At 73.3% G+C, this 13,694-nt stretch carries 11 protein-coding genes; 3 read left to right on the top strand and 8 right to left on the bottom strand.

Annotated elements, in window-relative coordinates; genetic code table 11:
• Positions 1–54: 54 nt before the first annotated feature.
• The gene (locus tag CP969_RS12025) at positions 55–588 is read left to right on the top strand and encodes a GNAT family N-acetyltransferase (protein WP_016826609.1); all 534 of its coding nucleotides are present in this window, start codon (positions 55–57) and stop codon (positions 586–588) included.
• On the opposite strand, the gene CP969_RS12020 is transcribed toward CP969_RS12025, so the two are convergent.
• Positions 578–1,762 carry a MarP family serine protease gene (locus CP969_RS12020; RefSeq protein ID WP_016826610.1) on the bottom strand — a complete coding sequence of 395 codons (1,185 nt, stop codon included), beginning with the start codon at positions 1,760–1,762 and terminating at the stop codon, positions 578–580. The genes CP969_RS12025 and CP969_RS12020 overlap by 11 nt on opposite strands.
• A 291-nt stretch (positions 1,763–2,053) precedes the next feature.
• Here CP969_RS12020 and CP969_RS12015 point away from each other — a divergent pair, with 291 nt between their 5' ends.
• Positions 2,054–2,884, top strand: coding sequence for a peptidoglycan recognition protein family protein (locus CP969_RS12015; RefSeq protein WP_016826611.1), 831 nt, complete (start codon positions 2,054–2,056; stop codon positions 2,882–2,884).
• Entirely contained in the window at positions 2,868–3,059 is a 192-nt protein-coding gene (locus CP969_RS12010) for a hypothetical protein (RefSeq protein WP_016826612.1), read from the top strand. Before CP969_RS12015 ends, CP969_RS12010 begins: the two co-directional genes overlap by 17 nt.
• A gap of 18 nt (positions 3,060–3,077) precedes the next feature.
• Here the strand turns inward: CP969_RS12010 and CP969_RS12005 are convergent, their stop codons facing one another.
• The 7 genes from CP969_RS12005 to CP969_RS11975 all read right to left on the bottom strand — a co-directional run bounded on the left by CP969_RS12005 (position 3,078) and on the right by CP969_RS11975 (position 13,646).
• On the bottom strand, positions 3,078–3,596 hold the full coding sequence (locus CP969_RS12005; protein WP_016826613.1) for a DUF4240 domain-containing protein: 519 nt from the start codon (positions 3,594–3,596) through the stop codon (positions 3,078–3,080).
• 6 nt (positions 3,597–3,602) lie between these two features.
• Positions 3,603–4,640 (bottom strand): helix-turn-helix transcriptional regulator, encoded by a 1,038-nt coding sequence (locus tag CP969_RS12000; RefSeq protein WP_016826614.1) that lies wholly within the window; start codon positions 4,638–4,640, stop codon positions 3,603–3,605.
• Positions 4,641–4,703: 63 nt separating this feature from the next.
• Positions 4,704–7,406: a pyruvate dehydrogenase (acetyl-transferring), homodimeric type gene (gene aceE / locus CP969_RS11995; protein ID WP_016826615.1), complete on the bottom strand. Its 2,703-nt coding sequence runs from the start codon at positions 7,404–7,406 to the stop codon at positions 4,704–4,706.
• A gap of 269 nt (positions 7,407–7,675) precedes the next feature.
• Positions 7,676–8,299: a GntR family transcriptional regulator gene (locus CP969_RS11990; protein ID WP_004989028.1), complete on the bottom strand. Its 624-nt coding sequence runs from the start codon at positions 8,297–8,299 to the stop codon at positions 7,676–7,678.
• A 258-nt stretch (positions 8,300–8,557) separates the two neighbouring features.
• Positions 8,558–10,405: a 2-oxoglutarate dehydrogenase, E2 component, dihydrolipoamide succinyltransferase gene (gene sucB / locus CP969_RS11985; protein WP_150474920.1), complete on the bottom strand. Its 1,848-nt coding sequence runs from the start codon at positions 10,403–10,405 to the stop codon at positions 8,558–8,560.
• 62 nt (positions 10,406–10,467) lie between these two features.
• Positions 10,468–11,856 carry a dihydrolipoyl dehydrogenase gene (gene lpdA / locus CP969_RS11980; protein WP_016826616.1) on the bottom strand — a complete coding sequence of 463 codons (1,389 nt, stop codon included), beginning with the start codon at positions 11,854–11,856 and terminating at the stop codon, positions 10,468–10,470.
• A gap of 248 nt (positions 11,857–12,104) precedes the next feature.
• Positions 12,105–13,646, bottom strand: a complete 1,542-nt coding sequence (locus CP969_RS11975) for a leucyl aminopeptidase (RefSeq protein ID WP_026085252.1) — start codon at positions 13,644–13,646, stop codon at positions 12,105–12,107.
• Between the last annotated feature and the right edge of the window lie 48 nt (positions 13,647–13,694).

Here is a 13,694-nt window from a genome sequence, read left to right as displayed (position 1 = left end):
GCCACCCGTGAATCACGGTCGGCCACGCGGCCCGCCGGACGTACAGTGACGCCCATGCCCGAGCCCTTCATACGCACCGCCCGCCCCGACGACGAGGCGGAACTGGCCCGCCTCGACCGCGCGACCTGGTCCCCCCTGCACGCGGTCACACCGCCGCCGGGGCCGCACGACCCCTTCTTCCGCGAGCACTGCGGGCCGGACGACCACCTCGTCGCCGAGCACGAGGGCCGCCCCGTCGGCTACGTCCGGCTCGGCTTCCCCACACGGCTCGCCTCCAACGCGCACGTCCGGCAGATCCACGGCCTCGCCGTCGCCGAGGAGGCGCGCGGCAGGGGCGTCGGCCGGGCCCTGGTGCGGGCCGCCGTGGCGGAGGCCCGCCGACGGGGCGCCCGCCGCCTCACCCTGCGCGTCCTCGGCCACAACACCCCCGCCCGCGCGCTGTACGCGTCCGAGGGCTTCGTCGTGGAGGGCGTGCAGCCGGAGGAGTTCCACCTCGACGGGGCGTACGTCGACGACGTCCTGATGGGGCGTTCCCTGCTCGGGGCCGACCCCGGCGGCGCCCCACGGGACGACCGCCCTACGAGGTGACCAGGTCCCCGGTGTCCACCGGCGCCGTCGCGTTCGCCGCGCGCGCGGCGTCGGCCGCCACCTCGTCCGCCGTCAGCACGTAGCCGGTCTCGGCGTCCGAGGTGGAACGGGCGAACACCACGCCGTACACCCGGCCGTCGGTGGTCAGCAGCGGCCCGCCGGAGTTGCCGGGGCGGACGGTCGAGCGGATCGAGTAGATCTCCCGGACGACCGTCCGGTCGTTGTAGATGTTCTGCCCCCGGGCCTGCACCCGGCTCGCCACCGTGGCCGCCTGCAGGTTCAGGTCGCCGTCCTGCGGATAGCCCGCGACGACCGCCGAGTCGCCGCGCCCGGCCTCGTCGTCGAACCGCAGCACCGGCGCCCGCAGGTCGGGCACGTACAGCACGGCCACGTCCTTCTGCGGGTCGAACAGCACCACCCGCGCCTCGTACGCCCGCCCGACCCCGCCGACCCGCACCGTCGGCTCGTCGATCCCGGCCACCACGTGGGCGTTGGTCATCACGCGCTCGCGTGCGTACACGAAGCCGCTGCCCTCGCGGCCCTGGAGGCCCGCGACGCCCTCCACCTTCACCGTGCTGCGCTGGGCGGCCCGGGTCGCGGCCGCCGTGACGCTGTCGCCGGAGGGCTCGGCGACCTCGGCGGTCGACTCGTTCTCGAACGGGTTGAAGACCTGCGGGAAACCCGCCTCCGTCAGCGCCGAGGTGGCCCGCGAGAACCATTGCGGAGTGGTCTGCGGCATCACGTCCTGCACCGCGCCGAGCAGCCGCGAGTCCCGGATCGCCGAGGTGACCAGCGGGGAGGAGGAGGCGCCCAGCACGCTCGCGGCCACCCACGCCACGATCAGCACGGCCACCGAGTTGGCCAGCGCCCCGCCGATCCCGTCCGCCACCCGCAGCGGCCCCCGGTCCAGCTCGCGCCGCAGCCTGAGCGCCAGCCTCCCCGCCAGCTCGTGGCCCACCACCGCCGGCAGCAGCACCGTGAACACGGCCGCCACCGTCGCCCGGGTCGTCCCCGGCGTCACCAGGTCCATCACCCAGGGCAGGAGCCACACGCCGACGACCGCGCCGCCCACGAAACCGGCCAGCGACACACAGCCCGCCAGCAGTCCGCGCCGGTAACCGGACGCCGCGTAGGCCAGGACGACCAGCAACAGCAGGATGTCGAGCAGGTCCACGCACGCCGCCTTTCTCTCGGGCCCCCTCATACGTGGGGGAGGGGGCCCGGTGATCAGCCACGCGCGCGGACGGCCGCCGGAGAACGGCCACGCGCGCGTGCACCAGGGAAAACGCGGCGCACCCGGACGATGGTTCCACCGGGTGGCACACCACATATCGCGGACGGGGCGGTGCGCGCACACAGTGGGACCATGCGTGTCCCCAGAAGACCGAGGGGGGCGCGGGTGCGCCGTCCCTCCCGGCTACCCGGAGGCGGGTCCCGCACTCCGGGACTGCCCAGGGCCGTCGCGGTGCCGCTCGGCTGTCTGCCGGGCCTCGCCGCGGCCGTCGCCCTGGTGCTGTGCGCCCATGGTGTCGAGCACGCCGCCGAGTCCACCGCCGGCACCGTCGCGCGCACCACGCCGCCCGCCCACACCGCACCCCGGCCGCCGGTCGTGCCGCGCTCGGCCTGGCTCGGCGACGCCGCCCGCGAGCAGCCGCCCTCGCGCTACGACGACGAGGTCGTCGCCGTCTTCGTCCACCACACCGACTCGCCCAACGGCTACGACTGCGCCGACGCGCCCGGCATCATCCGGCACCTGTACGAGGGCCAGACCCGCGGCCGCGACTGGGACGACCTCGGCTACAACTTCGTCGTCGACCGCTGCGGCACCGTCTACGAGGGCCGCGCGGGCGGCGTCGACCGCCCCGTCACCGGCGCCCACACCCAGGGCTTCAACCACCGCACCACGGGCATCGCCGCGCTCGGCACCTTCACCGAGGGCGTCTCCGTGTCACCCGAGATGCTGCACGCGATCGCCGCGCTGGCCGCCTGGAAGCTCGGCACGTCCGGAACCGATCCGCGCGCCGACGTCCGGCTGGTCTCCAGCAACGGCGGCAGCCGGTACGCGGCGGGCACCGTCGCCGTGCTGCCCGCCGTGGCGGGCCACAGCGACGGCTACATGACCAGTTGCCCGGGCGCCGCCCTGCACGCCCGCCTCCCGGAGATCCGGGAGCGCGCGGCCCGCCTCCAGGGGCGGGGCGCGCCGCGGGAGGACGGCGGGGCCGCCGACCCGGGGCCCGCCGCCCCGCCGTACCGCACCACGGCCGACCGGAGGGGGTCCGATGAGCACCGACCGTGACATCCACCGTCCGAGACCCGCCTGGATGAACGCCCTGCGCGGCTCCTGGACGGCCCTGTGCGCCGCCGCGGCCGTCGTCCTGGGCCCGGCGACCCACACCGCCTCCACCCTCGTCCAGGCGAACGCGGCACCGCTGCGCCACGCGCCGGACCGGGACCGCGGCCCGGTCCGCTGAGCGGCCCGGCCGGCGGGATCAGCCCCGGAAGCGTTCCCAGAGCCGGGGGTAGCGCGCGGCGAGCAGGCTCTCCTGCTCGAAGTCGAGCGGGGTGCCCTCGGGCTCCGCGGGCGCCGGGGGCAGGTCCAGGTCGGGGGCCACCGTGCCGGTGAGCCGCTCGTACGCCTCGTCCGCCGCGTAGCCGAGGTCCTCGCCGTCGCCGTCGATCTCCTCGTCGAACTCGCCCAGCAGGCCGGCGAGCGCGTCCGGGTCGTGCAGGGCGCCCTCGAAGACCTCGCGGCCCTGGCCGATCAGCCAGCACCGGAAGAAGTCGAAGGCGTCGTCGCTCGCCCCGTCCAGCAGCACCCAGGCGGCGCCCCACAGGTCCCAGCGGTAGGCGCGGTGGTAGCGGGACTCGAAGTGACGGGCGAAGTCCAGGACCGCCTCCGGGTCCCTGCGCACGAGCTGCTCCACGAGCAGGTCGGCCTGCTCCTCCGGATCGCCCCCGGCTTCCTCCCGGGCGGTGTCCACCAGCTCCCAGAACTCCGTCTCGTCCATCACGCGTCAAGCATCGGCCCTGGGGTCCGGGGGCGCACCCGGAGTGGGCGCGGTCCGCCGCGGCCGGTACAGCTCCGCCGCGCGGGCCGCCTGAGCGGCGAACCGCTCCCGCAGAGTCCCGGGCTCCAGCACCTCCACCTCCGGCCCCAGCGCCGTCAGCTGCGTGTGCGCGACCTCCTCGGACTCCACCGGCAGGGTCAGCGTCACCCACCCGTCGCCGTCCGGCTCGCCCGCCCCGGCCAGCGCCTCCCGGGCGGACAGCGGATCCACGGCGTGCGGCAGCCGGCGTGCGCCCTCGGGCGACAGCCGCACCACGACCCGGTCGCGCAGGAGCGAGCGCGCGAACTGCTCGGCCCGCTCCTCCCAGAACGCGGGCAGGTCGAACTCCTCCTCGCGCTCGAAGCGCTCCTCGCCCGCGTCCACCGCCGTGAACCGGTCGATCCGGTAGACCCGGAAGGCCCCGTGCCCGGCCACCCGCGCGCACAGGTACCAGACGCCCGCCTTGAGCACGAGCCCGTAGGGCTCCAGCTCCCGCGCGACCTCCCGCCGGTGTTCGCCCGCGCCGCGCCGGTAGCGCGCGGTGATCCGCCGGTCGTCCCACACCGCGTCCGCGACCGCCGGCAGCAGCTCGGGGGTCTGCGGCTCGCGGAACCAGTTCGGCGCGTCCAGGTGGAACCGCTGCGCCGCCGTCCGCGACGCGTCCCGCAGGGACGGCAGCAGCGCCGCCGACACCTTCAGCCGGGCCGCCGAGGCGGCGTCCTCGAGCCCCATCTCGCGCAGCGCCCCCGGCACCCCGGACAGGAACAGCGCCTCCGCCTCGCTGCGCGCCAGCCCCGTCAGCCGCGTGCGGTACCCGCCGACCAGCCGGTACCCCCCGATGCGGCCCCGGTCCGCGTACACCGGCACCCCGGCCTCCGACAGCGCCTGCGCGTCCCGGGTGACCGTCCGCTCCGACACCTCCAGCTCCCGGGCCAGCTCGGCGGCGGTCATGGAGGGCCGGGACTGCAGCAGCAGCACCATCTTGATCAGCCGGGCAGCACGCATGGGCCCCATCATGCAGGAGGCCCCCCGCCGTGGCGGGGGGCCTCCCGAAGGACCGGCCGGTTCCTACAGGCCGTAGCGCTCGCGCGCCTCCTTCACGGCCGTCGCCTGCACCTCGCCGCGCCGGGCGAGCTGGGCCAGGGCCGCGACGACGATGGACTCGGCGTCGACGCCGAAGTGGCGGCGGGCCGCCTCACGGGTGTCCGAGAGGCCGAAGCCGTCGGCGCCCAGCGAGGTGTAGTCCTGCTCGACCCACTGCGCGATCTGGTCCGGGACCTGGCGCATGTAGTCGGAGACCGCCAGCACCGGGCCCTCGGCGCCCTGGAGCGCCTGCCGGACGAACGGCACCCGCTCCTCGCCGCGCAGCAGCGCCTCGTCCGCCTCCATGGCGTCCCGGCGCAGCTCGGTCCAGGAGGTGGCGGACCAGACGTCGGCGGCCACGCCCCACTCCTCGGCGAGCAGCCGCTGCGCCCGCAGCGCCCAGTGGATCGCCGTACCGGAGCCCAGGAGCTGGATCCGCGGGGCGTTCGCGGCCGGGGTCAGACCCGCCGTCTCCGCCGTGTTGAAGCGGTACAGGCCCTTGACGATGCCCTCGTCGACGCCGGGGGCGGCCGGCTTGGCGGGCTGCGGCAGCGGCTCGTTGTAGACCGTCAGGTAGTAGAAGACGTCCTGGTCCTCGCCGGGCCGGGCCTCGCCGAACATCCGGCGCAGGCCCTCCTTGACGATGACCGCGATCTCGTACGCGAACGCCGGGTCGTACGTCAGCGCCGCCGGGTTGGTCGCCGCGATGACCGGCGAGTGGCCGTCGGCGTGCTGCAGGCCCTCGCCCGTCAGCGTGGTGCGGCCGGCCGTGGCGCCGACCAGGAAGCCGCGGCCGAGCTGGTCGCCGAGCTGCCACATCTGGTCGCCGGTGCGCTGCCAGCCGAACATCGAGTAGTAGATGTAGAACGGGATCATCGTCTCGCCGTGCGTCGAGTACGACGTCGAGGCGGCGATGAACTCGGCCATGGCACCGGCCTCGGTGATCCCCTCGTTGAAGATCTGCCCGTTCTTCGCCTCCTTGTAGTACATCAGCTGGTCGCGGTCGACCGGCTCGTACGTCTGGCCCATCGGCGAGTAGATGCCGAGGGAGGGGAAGAGGCTCTCCATGCCGAAGGTGCGCGCCTCGTCGGGGACGATCGGCACCCAGCGCCTGCCGGTCTCCTTGTCGCGGACCAGGTCCTTGACCAGGCGGACGAAGGCCATGGTGGTGGCCACGTTCTGCGAGCCGGAGCCCTTGTCGAAGGCGGTGAACGCCTTGTCGGCCGGCTGGGGCAGCGGCGCGACCGGGTGGACGCGGCGGGCCGGGGCCGGGCCGCCGAGGGCGGCGCGGCGCTCCTGGAGGTAGCGGACCTCGGGGGAGTCGGCGCCCGGGTGGGCGTAGGGGACCTCGCCGTCGGCGAAGGCGCTGTCGCTGATCGGCAGGCCGAGGCGGTCGCGCATCGCCTTGAACTCGTCCACCGACAGCTTCTTCATCTGGTGGTTGGCGTTCTTCGAGGCGAAGCCCTCACCGAGGGTGTGGCCCTTGACCGTCTGCGCCAGGATCACGGTCGGCGCGCCCTTGTGGGCGAGCGCGGCCTTGTAGGCGGCGTAGACCTTGCGGGGCTCGTGGCCGCCGCGGGAGAAGTGGAAGCACTCGAGGATCTTGTCGTCGCTCAGCAGCTTCGCCATCTCGACGAGCGCCGGGTCCTTGCCGAAGAAGTCCTCGCGGATGTAGGCGGCGTCGCGCGTCTGGTACGTCTGCACCTGCGCGTCCGGCACCTCGCGCAGCCGGCGGACCAGCGCGCCCGTGGTGTCGAGCCGGAACAGCTCGTCCCAGGCGGTGCCCCACAGCGTCTTGACCACGTTCCAGCCGGCGCCGCGGAACTGGGCCTCCAGCTCCTGCACGATCTTGAAGTTGGCGCGGACCGGGCCGTCCAGGCGCTGCAGGTTGCAGTTGACGACGAAGGTGAGGTTGTCCAGCTGCTCGCGGGCGGCCAGGGTGAGCGCGGTCGTCGACTCGGGCTCGTCCATCTCGCCGTCGCCGAGGAACGCCCAGACGTGGGAGTCGGAGACGTCCTTGATGCCGCGGTTGGTCAGGTAGCGGTTGAAGCGCGCCTGGTAGATCGCGGAGATCGGGCCGAGGCCCATCGACACCGTCGGGAACTCCCACAGCCAGGGCAGGCGGCGCGGGTGCGGGTACGACGGCAGGCCGTTGCCGCCGGCCTCGCGGCGGAAGTTGTCCAGGTGCTGCTCGCCGATCCGGCCGTCGAGGAAGGCGCGGGCGTAGATGCCGGGGGAGGCGTGGCCCTGGATGTAGAGCTGGTCGCCGGAGCCGTCACCCTCCTTGCCCCGGAAGAAGTGGTTGAAGCCGGTCTCGTACAGCCAGGCGGCGGAGGCGAAGGTGGCGATGTGGCCGCCGACGCCGTACTTGCTGCCGCGGGTCACCATGGCGGCCGCGTTCCAGCGGTTCCACGCGGTGATGCGGGCCTCCATCTCCTCGTCGCCGTCCACGGTGGGCTCGGCGGCGGTGGGGATGGTGTTGATGTAGTCGGTCTCGAGAAGCTTCGGCAGCGCGATGCCGGCACCCTCGGCGTGCTCCAGCGTGCGGCGCATCAGGTACGCGGCACGGTGCGGCCCGGCCGCCTCGGTGACGGCGTCCAGGGAGGCCTGCCACTCGGCGGTCTCCTCGGGGTCGCGGTCCGGGAGCTGGTCGAGCTCGCTCGGCCGGATGGCGTTGGGGTCGGTCATGTCGCCGCCTTCCTCAGTCGAAGGGGGTTCCCTCATCGGTAAGGGTTCGGGGGTGCCCTTGGTCTTTGGCAGGACAGGGCGCGGGGCTCGGGTGGAAGCCCGCTGGCGACTGTAACCCCCTGATCGATGATCGATCAAAGGGTTGAAGGGTAAAACCTCTCGATAACAAGAAAGTAGGCACGCGGTGCCTGCGAAAGTGGCACCGAGTGACGGGTTTCTGCCATGTTTTCGCAGGTGAAACCGCGTATGAGCGGACCTTTGCTCGGGTGCTACGCTCGGGGCGCACATCCGAGGACGTGCGCCTTCACGAGCTCCGCGATACGGGGATCGCGCCGGCGGAACGCGGCGACCAGTTCCTCGTGCTCCTCGGCGTACGACTGCTGGACCGTGCCCAGCCAGCGGATGGACAGCGCGGTGAAGACCTCGATGCCCAGGCCCTCCCAGGTGTGCAGCAGCACCGAGTTGCCGGCCGCGCGGACCAGTTCGCGGTGGAAGGCGACGGTGTGCCGCACCTGTCCCGTGCCGTCGGACAGGCGGTCGGCCTCGTACAGGGCGGCGACGTGCGGTTCCAGCGCCGAGCAGTCCCGTGCCAGCCGCTCCGCCGCCAGTTCCGCGGCGATCGCCTCCAGGCCGGCCCGGACCGGGTAGCTCTCCTCCAGGTCGGCGGCCGTCAGGTTCCGCACCCGCACGCCCTTGTTCGGCGCCGACTCGATCAGCCGCAGCGACTCCAGCTCGCGCAGCGCCTCCCGCACCGGCGTCTGGCTGACCTCCAGCTCGGTCGCGATCCGCCGCTCCACGATCCGCTCGCCCGGCTGCCAGCGTCCGCTGATGATCCCCTCCAGGATGTGCTCGCGGATCTGCTCGCGCAGCGAGTGGACGACGGGCGCGGTCATGAGGGCTCCTTAGACGGGGACCCACGGGACCCCTGAGGGCGTTTGACGTTGAGAAACAATACGGCCGCCGCGCCGCGCGGGAGGGGCGCACAGGGGCGCTCGCGCCCAGGTGAGACGAGACTTACACGCGCCGTGTGACCGAACACGACCGGACGCGACCGGAGATGGCCCGCCACGGTCGAAGCCGGCCGTCATACGACGGTGCCCCCGTCCGGAAGTTTCCGGACGGGGGCACGGGGGCCGTTCAGCGACCGAGGGTCACAGGCCGAGCTCGACCTCGAACTCGCCCGCCTCCAGGATCGCCTTGACCGCCGTCAGGTAACGGGCCGCGTCGGCACCGTCCACCAGGCGGTGGTCGTAGGAGAGGGTCAGGTAGGTCATGTCGCGGACGCCGATGACCGTGCCCTCCTCCGTCTCGATGACGGCCGGACGCTTCACCGTGGCACCGATGCCGAGGATCGCGACCTGGCCCGGAGGCACGATGATCGTGTCGAACAGCGCGCCGCGCGAACCGGTGTTGCTGATGGTGAAGGTCGCGCCGGACAGCTCGTCCGGAGTGATCTTGTTGCCCCGGACCTTGCCCGCCAGCTCGGCCGTGGCCTTGGCGATGCCAGCGATGTTGAGGTCACCGGCGTTCTTGATGACCGGGGTCATCAGGCCCTTCTCGGAGTCCACCGCGATACCGATGTTCTCGGTGTCGAAGTAGGTGATGGTCCCCTCGGCCTCGTTGATCTTGGCGTTGATGACCGGGTGGGCCTTCAGCGCCTGGGCCGCGGCCTTGACGAAGAACGGCATCGGGGAGAGCTTGACGCCCTCGCGCGCCGCGAACGAGTCCTTCGCCTGGGCGCGCAGCTTCATCAGGCGGGTGACGTCGACCTCGACGACCGAGGACAGCTGGGCCTGCTCGTGCAGGGCCTTGACCATGTTGTCGCCGATGACCTTGCGGATCCGCGGCATCTTCACGGTCTGGCCGCGCAGCGGGGAGGCCTCCAGGACGGGGGTCTTCCGCGCGGCGGGCGCGGCGGCGGCCGGAGCCGGGGCCGGGGCGGCGGCCTTCGCGGCCTCGGCGGCGGCGAGGACGTCCTGCTTGCGGATGCGGCCGCCGACGCCGGTGCCCTTGACGGTGGACAGGTCGACGCCGTTCTCGGCGGCGAGCTTGCGCACCAGCGGGGTCACGTAGGCGCCCTCGTCCTTCGGCTGGGCGGCGGCCGGGACGGCCGGGGCGGCAGCCGGGGCGGGCGCCGGAGCGGCCGGAGCCGGCTCGGGAGCCGGGGTGACCTGCTGCTGCGGGGCCGGGGCCGACGGCGCCTGCGGAGCCGGAGCCGGGGTGGGCGCCGGAGCCGGAGCCGGGGTGGGCGCCGGGGCCGGGGCCGGGGCGGCCGGAGCGGGAGCCGGAGCGGCCTGCTCGGCGGCCGGGGCGGGCGCGGGCTGCGCCGGGGCCTCGGGGGCGGCCGGGGCCGGGGCGGCGGCCGGAGCGGCACCGGCCTCGCCGATGACGGCGAGCTTGGCGCCGACCTCGGCGGTCTCGTCCTCGCCGACCACGATCTCCAGCAGCGTGCCGGAGGCGGGGGCGGGGATCTCGGTGTCGACCTTGTCCGTCGACACCTCCAGCAGCGGCTCGTCGGCCTCGACGGTGTCACCGACCGACTTCAGCCAGCGGGTGACGGTGCCCTCGGTGACGGACTCGCCGAGCGCGGGCAGGACCACGTCCGTGCCCTGGGCGGAGCCGGCGCCGGCCGCGGCCTCGGCGGTGGGCGCCGGAGCCGGGGCGGGCTGCTCGGTGGACGGCTGGGCCTGCGGCTGCGGCTCGGGAGCCGGCGGGGCGGCCTGCTCGGCGGCCGGGGCCTGCTCGGCGGCCGGGGCGCCGCTGCCGTCGTCGATCAGGGCCAGCTCGGCGCCGACCTCGACCGTCTCGTCCTCGGCGACCTTGATGGAGGACAGCACGCCGGAGGCGGGTGCGGGGATCTCGGTGTCGACCTTGTCGGTGGAGACCTCGAGCAGCGGCTCGTCGGCCTCGACGCGCTCGCCCTCGGCCTTCAGCCAGCGGGTGACAGTGCCCTCGGTGACGCTCTCGCCGAGCGCCGGAAGGGTTACGGAAACCGCCATGGTTTCGGTTGCTCCTTTGGAAGTGCGGAAGTCTGTGTCGTCGCGCCCGGTGACCGAGGGCGTCAGTCGTGGGCGTGGAGGGGCTTGCCGGCCAGGGCCAGGTGGGCCTCGCCGAGCGCCTCGTTCTGCGTCGGGTGGGCGTGGATGAGCTGGGCCACCTCGGCCGGCAGCGCCTCCCAGTTGTAGATCAGCTGGGCCTCGCCGACCTGCTCGCCCATGCGGTCGCCGACCATGTGGACGCCGACCACGGCACCGTCCTTGACCTGGACGAGCTTGATCTCGCCCGCGGTCTTGAGGATCTTGCTCCTGCCGTTGCCCGCGAGGTTGTACTTCAGAGCGACGACCTTGTCCGCGCCGTAGATCTCCTTGGCCTTGGCCTCGGTGATGCCGACGGAGGCGACCTCCGGGTGGCAGTAGGTCACCCGCGGGACACCGTCGTAGTCGATCGGGACGGTCTTCAGACCCGCCAGGCGCTCCGCCACCAGGATGCCCTCGGCGAAGCCGACGTGCGCGAGCTGGAGGGTCGGGACCAGGTCACCGACGGCGGAGATGGTCGGGACGTTGGTGCGCATGTACTCGTCGACGAGGACGTAGCCGCGGTCCATGGCGACCCCGGCCTCCTCGTAGCCCAGGCCCTGGGAGACCGGGCCGCGGCCGACGGCGACCAGCAGGACCTCGGCCTCGAACTCCTTGCCGTCCGCCAGGGTGACCTTCACGCCGTCCTGGGTGTACTCGGCCTTCTGGAAGAAGGTGCCCAGGTTGAACTTGATGCCGCGCTTGCGGAAGGCGCGCTCCAGCAGCTTGGAGGAGTTCTCGTCCTCGACCGGGACGAGGTGCTTCATGCCCTCGATGATCGTGACGTCGGTGCCGAAGGACTTCCAGGCGGAGGCGAACTCGACGCCGATGACACCGCCGCCCAGGACGATCGCGGACTTCGGCACGCGGTCCAGGACGAGGGCGTGGTCGGAGGAGATGATGCGGTCGCCGTCGATCTCCAGGCCCGGCAGCGACTTCGGCACGGAGCCGGTCGCCAGCAGGACGTGACGGCCCTGGATCCGCTGACCGTTCACGTCGACGGAGGTGGGGGAGGACAGCCGGCCCGCGCCCTCGACGTAGGTCACCTTGCGGGAGGCGATGAGCCCCTGCAGGCCCTTGTAGAGACCGGAGACGACGTCGTCCTTGTACTTGTGGACGGCGGGGACGTCGATGCCCTCGAAGCTGGCCTTCACACCGAACTGCTCGCTCTCGCGGGCCTGGTCGGCGATCTCGCCCGCGTGCAGCAGGGCCTTGGTGGGGATGCATCCCCGGTGCAGGCAGGTGCCGCCGACCTTGTCCTTCTCGATCAGGGCGACGTCCAGGCCCAGCTGCGCCCCGCGCAGGGCCGCGGCGTAACCACCGCTGCCACCGCCGAGGATCACTAGGTCGAAAACGGTGCTGGCGTCGTTCGCCACGTCACGTCCTCCATGCATGTGCGCCACGCCGGTCTCCAGTGACCGGTCGGCGGCTGGTGTGCGGCCGCTTGTTGCCTTCGGCCCTTCGGTGGGGGCCCTGTCCTGCCGAGCCCCATCTTCGCACTTGTCGGCTCCGTACGAGACGCGGGGCCGGGGTGTGAGACACCCCACGTCCGGTCGGGAACGCGGCCGTGGGGGGGGCGGCGGGGCCTCGCCCTGCCCGCGTGCGAGGCCCCGTCACCGGGGACTCAGCCCAGCTCGCCGTCCGAGGCCAGCTCGGCGAGGCGGACCAGCGTCCGTACCGCCGACCCCGTGCCGCCCTTGGGCGTGTAACCGAAGGGGCCGCCCTCGTTGAAGGCCGGGCCGGCGATGTCCAGGTGCGCCCAGGTGATGCCCTCGCCGACGAACTCGCGCAGGAACAGGCCGGCGACGAGTCCGCCGCCCATCCGCTCGCCCATGTTGGCGATGTCGGCCGTGGCCGAATCCATCCCCTTGCGCAGGTGGTCCGGCAGCGGCATCGGCCACGCCGGCTCGCCGACCTGCTCGGCGGCCTCGTGCACCGCGGAGCGGAACGCGTCGTCGTTCGCCATGATCCCGAAGGTGCGGTTGCCCAGCGCCAGCATCATCGCGCCGGTCAGGGTCGCGACGTCCACGATCGCGTCCGGCTTCTCCTGGGAGGCGGCCCACAGCGCGTCGGCGAGGACGAGACGGCCCTCGGCGTCGGTGTTGAGCACCTCCACGGTCTTGCCGCTGTACATGCGCAGCACGTCACCCGGACGGGTGGCGGAGCCGGAGGGCATGTTCTCGGCCAGTGCCAGCCAGCCGGTGACGTTGACCTCCAGGCCGAGGCGGGCGGCGGCGACGACCGCGGCGAACACGGCGGCGGCACCGCTCATGTCGCACTTCATCGTCTCGTTGTGCCCGGCCGGCTTCAGCGAGATGCCGCCCGAGTCGTAGGTGATGCCCTTGCCGACGAAGGCGAGGTGCCGCTTCGCCTTGGAGGAGGTGTACGACAGCTTCACCAGGCGCGGGCCCGACGCCGAGCCGGCACCGACGCCGAGGATGCCGCCGTAGCCGCCCTTGGCCAGGGCCTTCTCGTCGAGCACCTGCACCTTGATGCCGTGCTCCTTGGCCGCCGCCTGGGCGATGGCCGCGAACGCCTCGGGGTTGAGGTCGTTCGGCGGGGTGTTGATCAGGTCGCGGGCGCGGTTGAGCTCCTCGGAGACGGCGACGGCCCGCTCGACGGCGGCCTTGTACGCCTTGTCGCGGGGCTTGCCGCCGAGCAGCGCGGCCTCGGCCAGCGGCGCCTTGCCGTTCTTCCGGGCCTCGGAGCCGTTGCCGTTGCCCTTGTAGGCGTCGAAGGAGTAGGCGCCGAGCAGCACGCCCTCGGCGACCGCGCCGACGGCGTCGGCGTCCGCCAGCGGCAGGGCGAAGGCGGCCTTCTTCGACCCGGCGAGGGCGCGGGCGGCCACGCCGGCGGCCGCGCGCAGCGCCTCGGTGTCGTAGGCGGCGTCCTTCTCGGGCCGGTCGCCCAGGCCCACCGCCACCACGAGCGGTGCCTTGAAGCCGGCCGGCGCGGGGAGCTTCGTCACCTCGCCCTCGGCGCCGGACGCGCCGAGGGTCTCCAGGACGCCGGCGAGCCTGCCGTCGTACGCCTTGTCCAGGTCTTCGGCACCCGGTGCGACGACCAGGCTCCCGGACCTGGACGCGGCGCCCTTGGCGACACCGATCACGATCGCGTCGGCCCGCAGGCCGGGCACCGCGGCGGTGCTGAGAGTGAGAGCAGTCACGGTGGTGGATTCTCGCTTCCGATGTGAAGTTGCTGTGGCCGAGCGGTG

The sequence above is a fragment of the Streptomyces viridosporus T7A genome (assembly GCF_008704515.1).
Taxonomy (GTDB): domain Bacteria; phylum Actinomycetota; class Actinomycetes; order Streptomycetales; family Streptomycetaceae; genus Streptomyces; species Streptomyces viridosporus.
This window is presented reverse-complemented; position numbering and strand designations above follow the sequence as displayed.

Coding starts and splice junctions, on each gene's coding strand:
- CP969_RS12025 (WP_016826609.1), top strand. CDS start 55: ATGCCCGAGCCCTTCATACGCACCGCCCGCCCCGACGACGAGGCGGAA.
- CP969_RS12010 (WP_016826612.1), top strand. CDS start 2,868: ATGAGCACCGACCGTGACATCCACCGTCCGAGACCCGCCTGGATGAAC.
- CP969_RS12005 (WP_016826613.1), bottom strand. CDS start 3,596: ATGGACGAGACGGAGTTCTGGGAGCTGGTGGACACCGCCCGGGAGGAA.
- CP969_RS12000 (WP_016826614.1), bottom strand. CDS start 4,640: ATGCGTGCTGCCCGGCTGATCAAGATGGTGCTGCTGCTGCAGTCCCGG.
- aceE (WP_016826615.1), bottom strand. CDS start 7,406: ATGACCGACCCCAACGCCATCCGGCCGAGCGAGCTCGACCAGCTCCCG.
- CP969_RS11990 (WP_004989028.1), bottom strand. CDS start 8,299: ATGACCGCGCCCGTCGTCCACTCGCTGCGCGAGCAGATCCGCGAGCAC.
- sucB (WP_150474920.1), bottom strand. CDS start 10,405: ATGGCGGTTTCCGTAACCCTTCCGGCGCTCGGCGAGAGCGTCACCGAG.